Origin of the sequence: Brevibacillus sp. SKDU10, from assembly GCF_001645205.1 — a bacterium.
Lineage (GTDB): Bacteria > Bacillota > Bacilli > Brevibacillales > Brevibacillaceae > Brevibacillus_B > Brevibacillus_B halotolerans.
Genome location: NZ_LSSO01000192.1, coordinates 1 through 18,355 on the forward strand (window position 1 = coordinate 1; position 18,355 = coordinate 18,355).

The following is an 18,355-nucleotide window of genomic DNA, read 5'->3' on the forward strand; positions in this document are numbered from 1 at the left end:
ATAAGTTTCCCTATGTTATCCCAGTCTTACAGGCAGGTTGCCTACGTGTTACTCACCCGTCCGCCGCTAGGGTCCGAAGACCCTCGCTCGACTTGCATGTATTAGGCACGCCGCCAGCGTTCGTCCTGAGCCAGGATCAAACTCTCCATTAAAGTAGTTCTTGATCAAAGCTTCAAAACTTGCTTGGCTAGTGTTTCTATCAAACATTTTACTGTTCAGTTTTCAAAGAACAACAACTTTTTCATCTTATCAAAACCTTCTTAATTTGTCAACTGTTTTTTAACAGCGACTCAATCATCATAACACATTCAGTTTTGAAAAGCAATACTTTTTCTCATCCTCATCGTTTTGTTTCATCTGCTCGGTGAGGACATAAATTAATATAGCATATCTCTCTCACATAAATCAATACTTTTTTTAAATTTATTTTAAAAAGTTTAGTTTAAATGAAAATAGATCCTATCTCTATAGTATTTACAGCTTTATTAGTCTATCACACCTTACTATTAATGCAACAATAAACAACAATTTAATAGAAAGAAAAAGCAACTAAGGGAACCACTTAGCCTTAGTTGCTTTTTATTCACCAAAAGTCAAATTAGATCCCGCTTAAGCTTTACCCTTATCTCTCATATGAGGGAATAAGAGCACATCACGAATAGACGGTGCATCTGTCAAGAGCATAACTAGACGATCGATACCAATTCCTAGTCCCCCAGTTGGCGGCATGCCGTACTCAAGCGCTTCGATGAAATCGTCGTCCATTTCATGAGCTTCATCATTACCAGCAGCTTTCTCTAGCAGTTGCGCTTCAAAACGCTGACGCTGGTCAATTGGATCATTAAGCTCCGTAAATGCATTCGCGTGCTCACGAGCGACAATAAACAGCTCGAAACGATCTGTAAAGCGTGGATCTTCCTCGTTTTTCTTAGCCAACGGAGAAATTTCTACAGGATGTCCATATACAAAGGTAGGTTGAATTAATGTTTCTTCGATTTTTTGTTCAAAGAATTCATTAACAACATGTCCAAAGGTATGATGAGCTTCTACAGTAATCCCATGCTCTTTAGCCAAAGCACGTGCTTCCTCATCGCTCATGTGCTTCCAGAAGTCTACTCCTGTATGCTCTTTTACCAAATCCACCATGTGTACTCGTCTCCATTGCGGAGTCAAATCTACCTCATGGCCTTGGTACTGGATCTTCGTGGTGCCCAGCACGGTTTGTGCAATATGCGCAATCATTTCTTCTGTTAACTTCATAATATCATTGTAATCAGCATAAGCTTCATACAGTTCAATCATTGTAAATTCAGGATTGTGTCGTGTAGAGATACCTTCATTACGATATACGCGACCGATCTCATACACTTTTTCCATACCGCCAACAATCAGACGTTTTAAATGTAACTCAATCGCAATACGCATAAACAATTGCATGTCTAATGCATTGTGATGAGTGATAAAAGGACGAGCAGATGCTCCCCCGGCAATGGAGTGCAAAGTAGGTGTTTCTACTTCTAAATATCCTAGGTTATCCAAATAACGTCTCATTTCAGTTAGAATACGGCTACGTGCGATAAATGTTTTACGTACTTCTGGATTCACAATCAAATCCACGTAACGCTTTCGATAGCGTGTCTCGATATCTTTTAGGCCATGGAATTTCTCCGGTAATGGACGAAGAGATTTGCTTAGGAAAACTAAGCTTTTCGCTTTGACACTTAACTCGCCTGTTTTTGTTTTAAATAAAGAACCAGTAAGACCGATAATGTCCCCGATATCACTTAAATCAAAAACGTTATATAGGTCGTCGCCAACTGTATCTTTTCGCACATAAATTTGAATTTGACCAGAGCGATCCAATAGTTGCGCAAAACTTGCCTTACCCATTTTACGCTTTGCCATTAAACGACCGGCGATAGTAACTTCGTGATTCGCTTCTTCAAGTTCTTCTTTCGTTTTGTCTGTGAAGCTAGCTGTAATATCCGAAGCAAAATCCTTCTGTTCAAATTTCTTTCCAAACGGATCAATGCCCCATTCACGTAATTGATCCATTTTGTCATGGCGAACTTGCAGCAATTCGTGTAGTTCTTGCTCAGTTCCTTGCTCTTGTTGTAGGTCTTCTTCTCTTGCCATTCCTTCTTCACTCCTAACAGAACGCTCTGTTAAAGCCCATTGAATAGGACTAGGGCGTACCATCAAAAGATTGGTACGCCATTTAACGTGAGCTTATCGATTAATTTCAAGTACTTCGTATTGAATAACGCCCGCTGGAACATTTACATCTACTGTAGATCCTTTTGCTTTTCCAAGCAAGGCTTGACCCACAGGAGATTCGTTTGAGATTTTATTGTTTAATGGATCAGATTCAGCAGAACCAACGATAGTGTAGTCTACTATGTCTCCAAATTCAAGATCTTTTAGACGAACAGTTGAGCCAACACTTACCACATTGGTATCAACATCTTCGTTAGTAATAATGCGAGCATTGCGCAACATTTTTTCTAGAGTGAGAATGCGACCTTCAATGAACGCTTGCTCATTTTTAGCTTCTTCATACTCAGAGTTCTCACTAATATCTCCATAGCTAATGGCCTCTTTAATACGCGCAGCAACTTCTTTACGCTTAACGGTTTTTAAATCTTCTAATTCTTGCTCAAGCTTGGCAAGGCCTTCAGGTGTAAGAATGACTTCTTTTTCAGACATCTTCGTATTCCCCCGTTTATCAATTTTTAATCCCGTTATCAAAAAGTACACAGGATTATATGTAGATCACCCACTTAATATACTAGGGGTAATCGTTTTCTTTTTGTAATACAGTGGGTCATAGGGAAAGCTGCCAGATCATGATCTGGCAGCTTCAAGTACATAATACGATGAATTATAGGATATGAGAAATACGTTGTCAATGTTTGATTTCCATTATAAGGCAGAGATTTTTACAGACCCTTCTTTTTCCATCTCTGTATCATCAAACGCTCCGCTTTCTACCCAATCTACGTACTCATGCAATAAGCGATACAATTCTTCTTCTGTTTCAACAGAATTTATCAGGTTTTTCGTTTGAGTGGCACCTTTTAAGCCTTTTAAGTACCACGCAGCGTGTTTGCGCATCTCAAGTATGCCAACTCTTGGTCCTTTTAATGCAACTAAACGTTTAGCATGCAGCAAACAGATATTTACCTTATCACGAGCAGTAGGTTCATCCAGTAATTCACCTGTGGTTAGATATTGGATCGTCCGATAAAGCATCCAAGGATTCCCTAGAGCCGCACGACCGATCATAACCCCGTCGCAGCCTGTTGTATCTAGCATACGTTTGGCATCCTCTGGTGATGCTACGTCACCATTACCGATAACCGGAATATTAACTACCTCTTTAACTCGGCGAATCCATTCCCAATCAGCGTGACCCTTGTACATCTGAACACGGGTACGAGCATGCACAGAAACTGCCTTACCACCAGCACGCTCTACCGCCTGTGCATTATCTAAAACATATAGATGATCCTCGTCCCAGCCCAAGCGCATTTTGACTGTTACCGGTTTGTCCACAGCATCTACTACCGCTGACACCACTTCATAAATTTTTTCCGGATCTAATAACAAACGAGCCCCTGCATCACAGCTAACAATCTTAGGGACAGGACACCCCATGTTAATGTCGATAATATCGGCATTGGTGTTTTGGTCAACGTAACGAGCCGCTCCCACCAACGTCTCCTTATCACCGCCGAAAATTTGCAGACTCAACGGTTTTTCACGTTCATCTACGTATAGCATATCTAACGTTTTTTTGTTGCCATGCATAATCGCCTTGTCACTAACCATCTCAGCACAGACCAGACCTGTGCCAAATTCTTTAGCAATCAAGCGAAAAGCAGGATTACATACTCCTGCCATTGGTGCTAGGACAACATTGTTTTTTAATTCGATGTTTCCGATTTTCATATATAAAACCTCCTTAAGCGAAGGAACGCTGCCTACTTTTCATTCCCTTTATTTATAGCACATAATTCCTCATATTCAACTTGTAAAGTGTTGGCTATCTTCCGTAACACCAGTTCAGTCGGTGGTTTTGTTCCTCGCTCCAAGGTACCCACAAACGATAATGATACACCCATCTCACTGGCTAATTGCTGTTGTGTAAAGCCTTTTAATTTGCGGAACGCTCTGATTCGGCTCCCCAATCTAATGTCCCCCATACCTGTACCCCCTGCGTTTCTATACATTGATGGATTGCTTCTTCTATGGATAAATCTGTTCCCGGTATAACTCCATGCCATACCTCTTGAAGAGGAATTAGTACAAAAGCACGATGAATCATTTCTGGATGAGGAATGACCAAATTCGGCAACGCTACTTCTTCCTCTCCAAAAAGCAATAGATCAATATCAATATTGCGCGGCCCCCAGCGCTCAAGACGAACTCTCCCTAATTTTTGCTCAATCGATAAGGCTGTCTGCAATAGCTCGAGGGGCGTTAAGCTTGTCTCAATTTCAATCACCATATTTAAAAAGGCAGGCTGATTCATATAGCCCACTGGATCAGTCTCATAAACAGAAGAAAGGCGATACACTTGAATGAAATCATGTGCATGTAACTCGGTGATGGCACCTTTAAGCATAGCTTCTCGCTCTCCCTGATTAGATCCAAGGGCAATATATACTTTTGTAAGATTGCCCATGCTAGTTACTTCCCTTCTTCCTAATCATCTCAATTGCAACTGACTGGTAATGCCCTGCTATAGGAGGGTCTGGTTTTGTTACTTTTACTTTGACTTCATCTAAAGGAAAATCGCTCAATAAACCATCGCAAATCTGCACCGTCAATTTTTCCACTAACTGATAACGCTCTCCTTCAACGATAGCCTTCACTCTTTCGTAAATATCCGCATAATTAACGGTATATTCTAGCTGATCCGTATCAGCAGCCTTTTGTAAATCAAGTGAGAGCTCCAAATCAACATAGAACCTTTGACCTAGCCTAGCCTCTTCTTGAAAAACACCATGGTAACCATAAAAAGCCATACCATTAAAATAGATTTTATCCATTGTAACGCGCCCCTTTTTTTATAGCGTCCATCATCATTGCTGTTCGTTTTATGGCCTTAACATCGTGCACGCGCATGATATGACAACCTTTCTCAATGCCTAACGCTACCGTAGCTATTGTACCCTCTAGACGTTCATCCACAGGTAAATCAAGAACCTTACCAATCATAGATTTTCGTGAGGTTCCCAGCAAGACAGGGTAGCCAAGGGCCACTAAATCATCCAACCGACGCATAGCTTCTAAATTTTGCTGCAATGTTTTTGCAAAACCAATACCCGGATCAAGCACGATCATCTCTTCTGACACGCCTGCTGCTAAAGCTAGCTGAATAGATTCCTGTAAATCCTTTATGTAGTCAGGGAAGAAATCCTGGTATTCCATCTGCTCTCGATTGTGCATTAGGATAATCGGCACATTCCATCTAGCAGCTACAGCGGCCATTTCGGAGTCTTTTTTTGCACCCCACACGTCATTAATAATATGGGCTCCTGCCCGCAATGCTTCGTCGGCAACGCGAGCTTTATAGGTATCAACAGAGATCGGTACATCTATATCGCGGGAGAGGCGCTCGATAATCGGAATAATTCGCTCTAATTCTTGTTCCGCACTAACAAGCTGAGAACCTGGCCGTGTCGACTCTCCCCCTACATCGATGATATCCGCTCCATCCTTTACAAGCCTTTCAGCATGCCGCATAGCGTCATCTAGCTGGTTGTAACGTCCTCCATCTGAAAAAGAGTCAGGAGTAACGTTAAGGATTCCCATAATTAATGTTCTTTCGTGTAACGGCAGATTATATGTACCACATGATAGTGATGTAAATTTAGTCTGAGGGCGCTCATGATCATGTTTCATCTTATTCGAACTCCTTTTTATATTGTGGAAAGCATAACATAATCAGTTGGACAATTCTACCAATCGCCTGTAGGCTTCATGCAACTTTTGGGTAAGCCTTCCATAGACGTATGGAACTTCTACATTCTCAACAGTCGATACCGGTACGATCTCCTGAATCGAGTTGGTTACGAACACCTCATCAGCTTTTAATAATTCCTCCAGGGGATAAAGACCTTCCTCCACATTAAGACCACCTGTATGTGCAATGGTTAGGACAGCATTTCGGGTAATTCCTGCTAACAGATTAGTGTCAACGGAAGGCGTATATACGATATTGTCCTTGACCCAGAAAACGTTGCTTACAACCCCTTCACAGATATAACCTTCTTTCGTCAAAAATAGACCTTCTATATTCGGTGCGCCTCCTATTTCTTGTTTACCAAGGGCACAGTTTAAATAATTATGAGACTTAAAACGTAGGTTTCCTTCCTGAGTCTGCCTTGGAAAGGAGATTACTTTCAACCTTTTCGCAATAGGAGGATGTGCGATCGGCATTACAGATTTGACAAAAATATAAAGCGATGGCTGCTCATATACACCACTATGCAAGCCAACACCTTCCGCTCCTCCAGTAACACTAATTCGTACATAAGCATCCTCTAGCTCATTCTTCTCCAGAGTAGCCTGCACAGCACGATATATTTCACTACGCTCCCACTTGTGACGAATGCATAAATCAGTCATTCCATTTTCCAAACGCAGCATATGCTCATTCCAAAAGCATGGTTTTCCTTGATATATTCGAATGGTCTCAAATAGACCGATACCATATAAAAAGCCATGATCCATGGCTGAAACTACCGCTTGTTGATCGGGTACAATTTTATCATTAACAAACACCCACATCCGCTTAATCTCCTAGCTATAAGACGTTTATCTCTCTTCTGTAGCACATAAAATCATAGTATCATAACTAAAACTTTCCTCGAACCACTCTCGCTGTGATTTTGGTTTATTCCTTTCCTGAAAAAACCACCTGCAATCATTTTTGCAAGTGGCTTTGAAGTAAGGTTCATTATTTGATAGGTTGAGTCTCTTTTGCATAAGCCGTCAAAAAGTTTTTCAACATTTGCTTTCCATATTGAGTAATAATTGATTCAGGATGAAATTGAACACCTTCGATAGGTAGCTCTCTATGACGAATCGCCATTATCTCCCCTTCAGGTGTACGAGCTGTAATTTCTAATTCTTCCGGAATTGATTCTTCCTGGATCACCAGCGAATGGTAGCGCGCAGCTTGGAATGGGGAAGGTATGGATGCAAAAATGGTCTTACCATCATGCAATACCTCCGAGGTTTTTCCATGCATAAGACGATCTGCTCGCACTATTTTCCCGCCAAATACTTGCCCTATTGATTGATGACCAAGGCATACGCCAAAAATCGGAATTTTACCTGCAAAATGACGAACGACATCCATACTAATCCCAGCTTCATTCGGTGTGCAAGGACCTGGCGAAATCATCAGGTAATCTGGATTCATATTTTCGATTTCCTCTAGCGTGATTTTGTCGTTACGAAATACCCGTAACTCCTCACCCAGTTCCCCAACAAATTGTACTAGGTTGTACGTAAAGGAATCATAGTTATCAATCATAATAATCATACTCGGCTCTCCTCTCGGCACTTCAGCCTCTCATTCTCAAATTCTTCACTCAGCTCAACTACTTTCCACAAGACCTCTGCTCTCTTTCCACTACTCATAGCACTCTTTCCACTTAATCAAGAATAATCATGCCTGATACCTATAACAGCTTGGATACGGCCTGCTTTGAGCTTTATTAATGCGTGTATGGACAGAAGCGTTTCTTTCTCAAGTCAATTGGTCAAAAGCAATAGGTCTTGATATATCATAACATACAGACTTGGTGGCTGTAAGTCATGATTTGGAAGCTTTTGTAAAATTGTTTCCGAATTCACTCATTTCATAACAACGATTCATGGGCCTTCAATAAAGATAGCAGCTCCTGCACTATTTGATTCTATAACAACAAAAAGAAGTGGCCCTCAACGCGTGCGAACCACTTCCATAGCATTATTTGCTGAAAAGCCTGAAGCAATATTAATCCTCAAAATGATAAAGTGGCGTAGACAAATAGCGTTCACCATTGCTAGGAATAATAACTACAACTTTTTTTCCTTTTCCTAAACGACTCGCTACATCGAGAGCCGCTGAAATAGCCGCACCTGAAGAAATTCCACCTAGAATTCCTTCTTCCCGAGCCACACGACGAGCTGTCTCAAAAGCAGCTTCATTTTCAATAGGAAGAATTTCATCATAGATAGACGTATCCAAAATCTCCGGTACGAATCCAGCACCAATTCCTTGAATCTTATGAGGCCCTGGTTTGCCTCCAGACAAAACCGGGGAGGCCTGAGGTTCCACCCCATAAATTTTTACCTCTGGGTATTCCTCTTTCAGCACCTGACCCACGCCTGTAATAGTACCGCCTGTACCGATACCAGCAATAAAAGCGTCAATACCACCGATCTCTTTTCCCTGTTCAAGCAACTCTTTTGCTGTAGTTTCTCGATGTACCTTAGGATTGGCTTTATTATTAAATTGCTGCGGGATAAAATAGTTGGGGTTCTCGCGAGCAAGTTCTTCTGCTTTACGAATCGCTCCTCCCATTCCTTCCGCTCCTGGGGTCAAGATTAATTCCGCTCCATACGCGCGTAGCAAATTACGTCTTTCCATACTCATGGTATCTGGCATAACCAAGATAGCACGATATCCCTTCGCTGCAGCCACCATCGCTAATCCGATCCCTGTGTTACCGCTAGTTGGTTCAATTATGGTATCGCCAAGCTTCAATTTACCTTCCGCTTCGGCTGTTTCAATCATAGAAAGTGCGATACGATCTTTCACACTGCTACCGGGGTTAAAGAACTCCAGCTTTAAATAGATATCAGCCATGTCTTCCGTTACGACACGATTGAGTTTGACTAATGGCGTATTTCCAATCAGTTCTGTAATAGATTGTGCAACCCGCATGTTTTTGTCCCCCTCAAGTAATCACCGAGTAATTTGCTAGGATTTGTAGGTATTATAACAAATCATATTCATTAGCGTCAACGATATGTTAAGTCCTTCACTTCTACTTTAGTCGTTTTGCGTAAACGATTTAAAATTTCATCAAATGACTCCGCTTTAGCAATCGCCATGTCCTCAAAAACCTTTTCCTTCGACTGTTCAAAGGTTGGAACCACTTCTTGCTTCCGTTCCGTTATATGCAATAATGCATAACCATCTTCAACAGGAATGGGAGCAGATACTTCCTTGATTTTCATATCCTGAAGAGCGAACTGTTCATTTTCCGTTAAAGAGTCGTCCTTTAAAACAACGATCCCCATATCTCCACCATTGGGAGCTGTGTGAGCGTCTATGGAGCGCTCTTTAGCCAATGTAATAAAATCTGCTCCCTTTGATAGCTCCTGGAATAAATTTTGAGCTTCGGCTTCAGTTTTTACTAACAAGCGATAGAGATGTACGGTGGTCGGTTGAATATAATCGGATTGGTGTTGCTGGAAATAAGCTCGTAGCTCATCATCACTGATTGTTACATTCTTAGTAGCGAGCTTTTTCAACAATAATTGATAGCGAACCTCCTGCTCCATTTGGGCCGGAGTCTGTCCCAATCGATCCTGCACCTCACTAGGAATATCACCCTCATGCGGGAAATGACTTCTTATCCTTTGAATCTCTTCCTGAACTCGCTGATCAGAAACAGTAATTTGTAGACGATTTGCTTCCTGGAAGACGAGCTGGTGATCAATCATTCGATCCAACATCTGCTTTCCATAGCGCTCTTTTAATTGTGAGATTAGCGCTTGTTCTGTAACGTTTTCATCTCCTACCTTAGCTACCGCCGCCAGACCTGCACCTTTGTACCAAGCACCCGATACAACAGCTAACAACAAGATGAGCGCACCAATCAAGCTCCACAAAAACCGAACGTTACGCATCCATTTCTCTCCATTTCATTGAAATTCTATAATATTAGGGCAAGAAAAAAACGGTAGTTGACGTGTCGTTAGCAATCGCACATGTCTCATGCTCTAGTCTCCACCGTTTTGTCTCTTATTCTTTATTTATCCAAATCATTAATGATTTCCTGCAAATCATCATAGTCGAACTGGTAAAGTTCATTGCAAAAATGGCAGTGAACCTCAGCTCCGCCCTCTTCTCTTTGCATACTCATTAATTCTGCCTTACCTAAGCTAGCTAATGTATTGCCCACTTTTTCAGCAGAACACCCACAATTAAAGGTAAGATCCAGCTTACTATGAATAGTAGGGTTATCCAATACCTTAGCAATTAATTCTTCCGGTGTAATACCTTCTGCAATTAAGCGTGATACCTGCGGCAATTTACTAATTTTCTCTTCAATTTTCGCGATATCCTCTTCAGGAGTACCTGGAAGTAATTGCAGAATGAATCCACCTGATCCAAAAATGGAATGATCTTCAGGGTTAACCAGCACACCTACAGCTACAGCCGACGGAGTCTGCTCTGATACCACAAAATAATAACTAAAATCCTCACCAATCTCACCGGAAACAATCGGCACACTGCCTTGATAAGGTTCTCGAAGACCTAAATCCTTTGTTACGTATAAAAACCCATCTGTACCTACTGCACGTCGAACGTCTAGCTTACCTAGTTCATTTAGCTCAAAGTGAACCTTTGGATTTGTTGCATACGCCCGCAATTCACCATGGGCATTAGCCTCCGCAAAAATGCTGCCGATCGGACCGCCGCCATTAATCTTGACTGAAATACGTTCGTCCCCTTTAAGCATAGCACCCATCATAGCTGTTACTGTAAGCGTTCGCCCTAAAGCTGCACTAGCAGTGTTCAGCATACCGTGTCTTTTTCTAATGTCTTCTACAATTCCTGTCGTGCGGGCAGCAAATGCTCGAACATTCCCATTAAAACCCGTTGCTCTTACTAAATAGTCACTCATACGCGTCCTCCTTGCATATCCTCTATTCCTCTTAGTTCAGTGTGCCTCGTGTGCTCATTACGCATTCGCTAGTCTTAGCACTCTCTGGTTACCGTCGTCTGACTGTAGGTAATTGATTGCACCAAAGTATTTCTCTTGTTTTTATAACTTTGATCCAATCAATTAGCTATTCATGAACAACAAAACTCCCGCGTATGAGGCAGGAGTCCTCCATCCAGTCTTATTTAGAATGTACCCATGATTCGGCCCAAGTTTGCACAGCATCCATGACAGTTTTTAACCCTCTTCCTTTATCTGTCAATTCATATTCAATACGCACAGGGGTTTCAGGATAAACATTCCGCGTTAAAACACCAGCTAGTTCTAACTCCTTAAATCTTTCCGCCAACATCCGATCACTCATACCGGGTATGACTTCAGATATATCTTTAAAGCGCTTAGGCCCTGTCATCAATACACAAATAATTAACCCCGTCCAGCGTTTTCCCAACAATTCAAAAGCAGTCTCAAGCTTTGGGCACAATTGGTGGTCACTCATCTTTATCACTCCCTTATAGTTATTTTACCATAGCTACTTGACAAAAATAAGTTTTCAGAAGTGGAGATACCTTTCAAAGTGTAGTTTTCCCGCTTTCTAATAAAAAAATGGGCTACTTGCCTACTCACTTATTTACTTTCTTCATATAAATAGTATAATGCCTTCTGCCTATAAGACAAACCTTTGGGGGTTAACTCCACTAAATAATAGAATTTTCAGTTTATTTAACTTAAAAGAAGTTACACAGACGTAAGAAAAATAGACAATAAAAAGGAGCATGATCATGCTTCTTAGCATGTAGCTCCTTTGACCTCCAATTATGGGGACAATGAATGAATTATGTTCTTTTGACATACCTTAGGAAAGGTACTCCATCAAGTTGCGTGAACATTTCTGTTTGCGCAATCGCTCAATCGTAGTCGCTTCAATTTGACGTATACGCTCGCGGGTAAGACCAAACATCTTGCCTACTTCCTCTAACGTATAAACCTGATCATCATACAGTCCAAAGCGCATCGCAATGATTTCTTGCGAACGTGGACTTAATACGGATAAAGCATCAAAGACCTGGTCTCTTAGATCAACTCGTTCAATCCAGTCGTCTAATGAGCTTTCTTTGTCATCAACAATTTCAGCGTAGCTTAGCAATTCTTCGTCATCTTCCATGTGGAGCACGACAGGTTGCTCATCGATTGATTCCATTTTAATGCGAAGAGCATACTCGATGGTATCCATTTTTTCCAAGGGAATATTTAAATAGTTTGCAATCTCATGTCGTTCAGGATTGCGGTTTAGCAAATGAGCCAATTGCATTACTTTCTTTTGATAGAGACGTATTTGCTCATGCATGTGTACAGGTATGCGAATAAGACGGCCTTTGTCACTGATAGCACGTGTGATGGCTTGTGAAATCCACCAATGCGAATAGTGATATAAACGGACGCCTCTTGTAATATCAAATTTTTCTATTGCGGTAAATAACCCAATTGTTCCTTCTTGAATCAGATCAAGGAACGGCATTCCCTTTTTTAAATGACGAAGTGCAGTGTTTACGACATAACGAAGATAAGCACGTACTAGAATCTCGCGAGCTTCTAAATCACCATCACGCTGATACTGAATCAAATATTGCATTTCTTCATCTTTATCCAACATAGGTGTTGCTGCTACGCCCTCCAAAAACAATAACGCGGAAGTATCTGATCGTAAAGATTTAGGAACAACAATTGATAATTCGTTCTCGACTTCACGCCAACGCCGGGCACAATCTTGGAAAGAGGTGTGACTCATAGTGGTCATGTGCAACCCTCACTTCATCGGAAATAGAAATATTCAGTTATCTCCTGTTGACACATTAAAACATATTGTATAATCCTTATGTTAACAGAATATCAGGAAAAAGGTGAACAAAATTTTTGAAAGAACTAGAACTTTTTACATCTAGTTATTAATTCCTTAATTATGCTATACCTTTCATGATATACATACGCACTGGCAGTAAGTTTATCGTACGTAAGAGATAACGTTCACATTACTACTTACCGGAAAATGTTTTGTAGCGAATCATTAGTACAGCGGTATCGTACTAGTGTATTTTTTATGCCAACTGATCCTCTGTTAATCAGTGTACACCAATTTTACCTTGTACCAACCCTCTAAGTTAAAAACTTTTTGAATTAACTCGCTACTAATATTGACTCCTCAACCCCCAAAAAAGTTGCATTTTTTCCTATATGTAATATCTGGATGCCCATTTGTTGGCTACTTATAAGAAAATAAATGAAACGAGCGAAAAAAGTGTAAGCAGGCTATGATCGTCTCGTCTATTTACATACCCAGTATTTTTGAGGGTTCAGGTAATGCAAGTAAAGTTGAGGATTGGCTTTTTGGCTTTTTGGCTTTTTTGATTTGTTATGTCGAACATTCAACTGATTTTACATCTAGGACTATCTGAGGGTAATTCTTTTAAAAGAGGTGTCACACAAATTGACTAGGCGCGAACACATTGAGGAGTGGTTTGTTCGTTATAGTGACGATATATATAAGTTTTTAGTTTACTATACGCGTAACCGCGATGTAGAAGATTTGGTGCAGGAAGTTTTCATGAAAGCTATTAGAGGATATGAAAAATATGAAGGAAGAGCCCAACCTAAAACCTGGCTTTTTTCAATTGCACGCAATACAGCAATTGATCATGAACGAAAGAAACGCTACTTGAGTTGGCTACCAGATACCTGGTTAAAACAAATCAAGTCACCTGATGGAACACCTGAAGAGATTGTAGGTAAACAGGAAGAAAATCAATTGCTCTATGCCGCTGTACAGCGATTAAAGCCTTCCTATCGGGAGGTTGTGATCTTACGCGGCATAAAGGGGTTATCCCCTAGTGAAACCGCAGAAATTCTACAATGGAGCGAAAGCAAAGTAAATACAACCTTGCATCGTGCTTTAAAAACATTGCAAAGAAGCTTAGGCAAGGAAACTGATGTAGATGGGGTGATCAATCGTGTCATCTAATAAATTTTCAAACCTAGATGAGCAATCGAATCAAACATTAAAGCATCTGCAAACACTCCCAGATCATAAGCTGGATGCTACAAGCAAACAACACATGCTGGCTCATTTACTAAGAGAAGAGAAAAAAGAGGTACACAGAACTGATCTGTCTACTTATTTTACTTGGATCAGTAAAGGAATTGTGTGCAGTTCATTAATTCTAGCTACCTTCTGGTTAGGAAATGCGTGGGTGCAAAAGGATCAGCCAATCAATTCAAACAAAAGTCTAGTATCTGCAACTATAAGTGATTATAAGGAGTCACGTAATACTGATTTACGCAATAATGATCCACTCAATTCTTTACATGATAGCAAGACAAGTGTGGAAAAAAATATCCAAACAGTGACTCCGGCTCAAAACAAGCTTTTAGTAAATGTAATGGAGCGAGCCAGAAGCGGCAAAGTGATAAATGCAGATATTGCTGTAAAAACATCATTAGCCGATGACATAAAAAAAATATGGGGTGAATCAAAAGAGCCGGATCAGGTACGATTTGGTCTACCTACTACTCATTACCCTGAGAAGTCATTAGCATTTGCTTACAATAAAGGCGAGCAGCTAGTAGAAATCATTTCAACAGACACTCGATTAAAGGCTCTAAATAAAGAACAAGTGGAACAGGTTCTTGGGAAGCCCCAATTTGTCCAGCAGTTCACAGATCAACTGAAATACAGCTATCCTGCTGGCGGAGACTATCAATTAGTATTTTATTTTACCCCAATCAGCATCAATAATGGTTCGAACACAACTGAACCATCTGCTAGGAATCATGATGTATCTCTGCAAATCGAACATGTAAGTGTCGTCTATCCAGACGGCCGTAAAAACCTCATGCTTGGAGATAATATTGATTTCTTACAAAGAATAAATGAATCCGCTTCTAAAGGATTGCTAGTAGAAGACTTTGTAGTGGGACGAACCACTAAGGAGCAAATAGAGCAACGCTGGGGTAAAGCTGACAAAATGGATACCCCCTATAAAACTACCTATGCAATCTATCGCAAGCACGGTACTGTCGTAGGTTATGATTCTAAAGGTCTACTGATCGAAATCCGAAGCTTTGATCTTCGCTTACAAGACATACATCTAACGGAGGTCAAAACAGCATTGGGCGAAAAATTAAAAGGATACTTTAATAGAAACAAAGAACAGATCTTCACGTACCCGTTAAATAGTGAGTTCCAGCTTCAAGTGGTTATATCTCCTGTAGCAAATAAGAATACTGACCCATTAGTAGATCATATAAATGTCATACACAAGCAATCCGAGAGCTGGGAAACATAAAATCTTGAATAAACCATGGTAAATAGGGATTTTAAATAGAACAATGCTTGGTTTGTTATGACTTTGCCTGGGATAGGAATCAGGCAAAGTCATTTTTGCTTTCTTGATGCCTTTTCATTAGCCTTTATTTATTAGATCGGGTATCTTAATTTTTATCTTCAGTTTAGAAGATTACACCACCTTACTTTTACCCAACTTAAAGCTTCTAAACTGCTGGTGGGGAATGCTTGCGGTTATTGAAAAAGAAGGATAGAGGGCAGATAACATCTGAACTTTCTTTTTTTGTTTTCTTTTTATCGATTAATTCTTAGAGAAAAGTAGCTCTCCTTTTCGAGGTTTACTACCTGATTAGATACGTAATGAAACTATAGCCTGCTGAAGGATATACTAATAATAACAATTACTTCTAATGTTACTTCAATTGCTTTTATCAGGGAGTATGTATTAATTTCTGTTTCATGTAGAAGCCATGGCTTTGATTCAAGCTGACGTAGTGGAATTTTCCACTCTAACTCTCTAAATATTTCGAGAAATCGTCTGGTTTTCATCTAGTTTGACTTGATAAATTATTTTCTAATCGATTATTCTCCTTCTTGTCACACTGATTTTTCCGATCTTTAGCTTCTATATAATTAAGGAATTTCGATACCATTCCATTAATCTCTAGGTGATTGCGATAGTAATAAAAAATCTTACGTATACGCTCTCTTTCTTTCCGATTTAGAGCTGGCTTCATTTGTTTAATTTGATCGATGAGCCTACTTAGTTGAACGTTATTGGGCCTGCCTCGTCTAATTGGTCTTTGATAATAAGCTTGTTGATATTCATCAAAGGCTTGAGGATTTTCAATAAGCCATGAATCAACTAGTGCTTCAATATCTTTAACATTACGGATTCCTATTTTATATAAATAATGAAAATACATCACTTTAGTTCTTTTCCCTTTCGAACGCCATTGCTTCATATAGCCGTTTGAATTGGTAAGCACATGAGTTACATGCTTGATTAATTCCTGTCTGTTTCTTATCTTATACATCCCTATCGTTCTACGGACAATAGAAAATAAAATGGAGTGAAAGCCCGTACTTCTGTTGTTACCTAGCCTTTTTTTCTCATACCAGGCCTCTACAGCCTGATCAAAGTCTTTTCGGCAACGAACTAACTGTAACTTTTGCAAATGCTGATAGAAAAAATCTGCATCATACTCGGCTACCACCTCTTCCTGATAATCAACGAATACATAATCAATAAATTTATTTTTTAAATCCTCCTTCCCCAGTAAGCTGCAGACTTGCTCGTAACAACGTTCCACTAGCTCCATAGAATCACTGGCTAACATAGCAATTAAACCTCCTATAATAGTTAAAATATTTCGGCTATATTTTGTGTGATTATAAGAGACACGTCATAAAAACTAAGAATTTGCTACCGCCTCTTACTGATATAAGAAGAGGCGGCAGTAGGACAATCACTGAATCATAAGATACAGTTCTTCCCCCGTCGGCAATAGAAATACAATTCTTCCATTGCGGATTATGACGGTTGGAGCACTCTCCATCATGATTAACCCGTCATTGATAACCATGCGCTTTCCAAACTGGTGCACTGACTCAATTGGAAAGGTACCTTTTGTCATTCCCTCTACTGAAAGAAATGCTCCTGGTCTGTGTTTCTGATAACGAACCTGAAGACCAATTATCGCTTCCAATGCCAAAGCTTGCGTCGTGTGAGCAATTCCCGTTGCCATAGCAACCCTCCTTCTCACCAACAGATTAACGGCCGTTTCATACGCTTATAAGCTTATGAAACTATCTTTACGGTATAAAAAGACAGAGGGTATTCGCAAATATTTCTTACCTATGCTCTAATTTATTGAAAATACCCCTCCTCTCCCCATAATTTTGGATCAACTAATTCAGGATATATCTCAGTAATGAGATCAAAAGGAGAAAAATATAAAGTATCCACCAAAATTTTTAGCTTGTATGTACGTAGAATTTGATAGGCTTGTTCCGTTTTTCCAAAAACCTTCGGAAGTTCAAGGATGCTGGTAATCTTTAAAAGCTCTTCGCACATATAGATAAAACAAATTTTAGCTCGTTCCTCTCCTAATACGCTCTGAAAATAATGCATTGGGAAATGTCTGCGGCTACCATTAAGAACTTCTTGGTACACCCAAAGCACCTTTTCTTTTTCTGATAATTTAGGTAAGTAAGGATAAGCATAGTCGATCATATAGTACACATCTGTCCCTTTCGCTTCGATTGGAGGTTTAATGAATTCAGTAATTAAGTGTAGCTTTAGCTTTTTAATATCTTGTAAAGAAAGCTGAGTTTTAGCTTGCTCAGGTGTCCACTTCATTACTTGCTCAACTGCATACCGAATAATGAGCTGAATTTTTTTCTTTCGAAACTGGATATCTTCAAACTCATAAGGTGAAAAACGTTTTTGTGTTCCAGCTAATATTTTCTTATATTTCGTGATAATTAATGAGGGCATGCCGATACACTCCTTACTTCCAATCGGTTTCCCTAAAATTAGCACGTTAAATTAGGACAAAAATATCAAAATTATCCTATTTTTATCAAATTATTCTATTTTGCTATTTTTCTTATTCCAGCCTGAGATGTTCTTCGAAAAGGGAATTCTCGTTCCTCAAATAGCATATAAATCTTCTTTTTCAGTTCAATAGCTAAATGATAGATTCCCTGAGAATATAATGAGGCTTTCTCACCTTTTTGATGAGTGATGCTAATATCTCCAGCTATTTGATCCAGCCCTGGTTTATTTAAGCGATATAGAATGTCCGCTTCTTCTCTAGCCCCTCGAATAATACTCGCCTTTTTTCTCTTAGCTTCCTCCGTTGTAGCTATTAATAAAGCTCGTTCCCTTTTTGTTTCCGGATCCACTTCGATCCATTGCCCTGCTGTTCTTGCTCCTTTAACGATAATATCCGCCGTGTGTTGCATTCGCATTTGTGTTACATCTACTTGTTGCATAAACAACACCATAGATAACAATAAGCAAAGACAGATAAGAAAAAAGAGCGAGGTAGGT

20 protein-coding genes and 1 rRNA gene are annotated in these 18,355 nt (G+C 40.0%); 2 read left to right on the forward strand and 19 right to left on the reverse strand.

Annotated elements, in window-relative coordinates; all coding sequences use genetic code 11:
- The 15 genes from AYJ08_RS18940 to AYJ08_RS19010 all read right to left on the reverse strand — a co-directional run.
- Nucleotides 1-152, reverse strand: a 16S ribosomal RNA gene (locus AYJ08_RS18940); the annotation flags it as partial.
- Between the two features lie 457 nt (nt 153-609).
- Nucleotides 610-2,136, reverse strand: a complete 1,527-nt coding sequence (gene lysS / locus AYJ08_RS18945) for a lysine--tRNA ligase (RefSeq protein WP_064019008.1) — start codon at nt 2,134-2,136, stop codon at nt 610-612.
- Nucleotides 2,137-2,229: 93 nt separating this feature from the next.
- On the reverse strand, nt 2,230-2,706 hold the full coding sequence (gene greA / locus AYJ08_RS18950) for a transcription elongation factor GreA (RefSeq protein WP_031412449.1): 477 nt from the start codon (nt 2,704-2,706) through the stop codon (nt 2,230-2,232).
- Between the two features lie 216 nt (nt 2,707-2,922).
- Complete coding sequence (dusB, locus tag AYJ08_RS18955) at nt 2,923-3,951, reverse strand: tRNA dihydrouridine synthase DusB (RefSeq protein ID WP_064019009.1); 1,029 nt, start codon at nt 3,949-3,951, stop codon at nt 2,923-2,925.
- A gap of 32 nt (nt 3,952-3,983) precedes the next feature.
- The gene (locus AYJ08_RS18960) at nt 3,984-4,205 is read right to left on the reverse strand and encodes a helix-turn-helix domain-containing protein (protein WP_003343511.1); all 222 of its coding nucleotides are present in this window, start codon (nt 4,203-4,205) and stop codon (nt 3,984-3,986) included.
- The gene (gene folK, locus AYJ08_RS18965; protein WP_064019010.1) at nt 4,157-4,687 is read right to left on the reverse strand and encodes a 2-amino-4-hydroxy-6-hydroxymethyldihydropteridine diphosphokinase; all 531 of its coding nucleotides are present in this window, start codon (nt 4,685-4,687) and stop codon (nt 4,157-4,159) included. Before folK ends, AYJ08_RS18960 begins: the two co-directional genes overlap by 49 nt.
- 1 nt (nt 4,688) lies before the next feature.
- Nucleotides 4,689-5,054, reverse strand: a complete 366-nt coding sequence (gene folB, locus AYJ08_RS18970; RefSeq protein WP_064019011.1) for a dihydroneopterin aldolase — start codon at nt 5,052-5,054, stop codon at nt 4,689-4,691.
- Nucleotides 5,047-5,910: a dihydropteroate synthase gene (gene folP / locus AYJ08_RS18975; protein ID WP_064019012.1), complete on the reverse strand. Its 864-nt coding sequence runs from the start codon at nt 5,908-5,910 to the stop codon at nt 5,047-5,049. Before folP ends, folB begins: the two co-directional genes overlap by 8 nt.
- A gap of 42 nt (nt 5,911-5,952) precedes the next feature.
- Nucleotides 5,953-6,798, reverse strand: coding sequence for an aminodeoxychorismate lyase (gene pabC / locus AYJ08_RS18980; RefSeq protein ID WP_064019013.1), 846 nt, complete (start codon nt 6,796-6,798; stop codon nt 5,953-5,955).
- 169 nt (nt 6,799-6,967) lie between these two features.
- Nucleotides 6,968-7,558: an aminodeoxychorismate/anthranilate synthase component II gene (gene pabA / locus AYJ08_RS18985; protein ID WP_003343507.1), complete on the reverse strand. Its 591-nt coding sequence runs from the start codon at nt 7,556-7,558 to the stop codon at nt 6,968-6,970.
- A 456-nt stretch (nt 7,559-8,014) separates the two neighbouring features.
- A complete protein-coding gene (gene cysK / locus AYJ08_RS18990) occupies nt 8,015-8,947 on the reverse strand; it encodes a cysteine synthase A (protein WP_064019014.1) in 933 nt (310 codons plus the stop codon).
- Between the two features lie 77 nt (nt 8,948-9,024).
- Complete coding sequence (locus AYJ08_RS18995; RefSeq protein WP_064019015.1) at nt 9,025-9,918, reverse strand: peptidyl-prolyl cis-trans isomerase; 894 nt, start codon at nt 9,916-9,918, stop codon at nt 9,025-9,027.
- A 122-nt stretch (nt 9,919-10,040) separates the two neighbouring features.
- Entirely contained in the window at nt 10,041-10,919 is an 879-nt protein-coding gene (gene hslO / locus AYJ08_RS19000) for an Hsp33 family molecular chaperone HslO (protein WP_064019016.1), read from the reverse strand.
- Between the two features lie 220 nt (nt 10,920-11,139).
- Nucleotides 11,140-11,457, reverse strand: a complete 318-nt coding sequence (locus AYJ08_RS19005; RefSeq protein ID WP_003333851.1) for a winged helix-turn-helix transcriptional regulator — start codon at nt 11,455-11,457, stop codon at nt 11,140-11,142.
- A gap of 357 nt (nt 11,458-11,814) precedes the next feature.
- Nucleotides 11,815-12,756 carry a sigma-70 family RNA polymerase sigma factor gene (locus AYJ08_RS19010; RefSeq protein ID WP_031412460.1) on the reverse strand — a complete coding sequence of 314 codons (942 nt, stop codon included), beginning with the start codon at nt 12,754-12,756 and terminating at the stop codon, nt 11,815-11,817.
- Between the two features lie 687 nt (nt 12,757-13,443).
- Here AYJ08_RS19010 and AYJ08_RS19015 point away from each other — a divergent pair.
- Both AYJ08_RS19015 and AYJ08_RS19020 read left to right on the forward strand, forming a co-directional pair.
- Nucleotides 13,444-13,974 carry an RNA polymerase sigma factor gene (locus AYJ08_RS19015; RefSeq protein ID WP_031412464.1) on the forward strand — a complete coding sequence of 177 codons (531 nt, stop codon included), beginning with the start codon at nt 13,444-13,446 and terminating at the stop codon, nt 13,972-13,974.
- Nucleotides 13,964-15,298 (forward strand): YjgB family protein, encoded by a 1,335-nt coding sequence (locus AYJ08_RS19020; protein WP_064019017.1) that lies wholly within the window; start codon nt 13,964-13,966, stop codon nt 15,296-15,298. The genes AYJ08_RS19015 and AYJ08_RS19020 overlap by 11 nt, the downstream gene beginning before the upstream one ends.
- Nucleotides 15,299-15,842: 544 nt before the next feature.
- Here the strand turns inward: AYJ08_RS19020 and AYJ08_RS19025 are convergent.
- The 4 genes from AYJ08_RS19025 to AYJ08_RS19040 all read right to left on the reverse strand — a co-directional run bounded on the left by AYJ08_RS19025 (nt 15,843) and on the right by AYJ08_RS19040 (nt 18,297).
- Nucleotides 15,843-16,637 carry a hypothetical protein gene (locus AYJ08_RS19025; RefSeq protein WP_064019018.1) on the reverse strand — a complete coding sequence of 265 codons (795 nt, stop codon included), beginning with the start codon at nt 16,635-16,637 and terminating at the stop codon, nt 15,843-15,845.
- 129 nt (nt 16,638-16,766) lie between these two features.
- Nucleotides 16,767-17,045: a hypothetical protein gene (locus AYJ08_RS19030; protein ID WP_064019019.1), complete on the reverse strand. Its 279-nt coding sequence runs from the start codon at nt 17,043-17,045 to the stop codon at nt 16,767-16,769.
- Between the two features lie 122 nt (nt 17,046-17,167).
- Complete coding sequence (locus tag AYJ08_RS19035; RefSeq protein ID WP_064019020.1) at nt 17,168-17,797, reverse strand: DUF4046 domain-containing protein; 630 nt, start codon at nt 17,795-17,797, stop codon at nt 17,168-17,170.
- 95 nt (nt 17,798-17,892) lie between these two features.
- The gene (locus AYJ08_RS19040) at nt 17,893-18,297 is read right to left on the reverse strand and encodes a hypothetical protein (protein WP_231929175.1); all 405 of its coding nucleotides are present in this window, start codon (nt 18,295-18,297) and stop codon (nt 17,893-17,895) included.
- Nucleotides 18,298-18,355 lie beyond the last annotated feature (58 nt).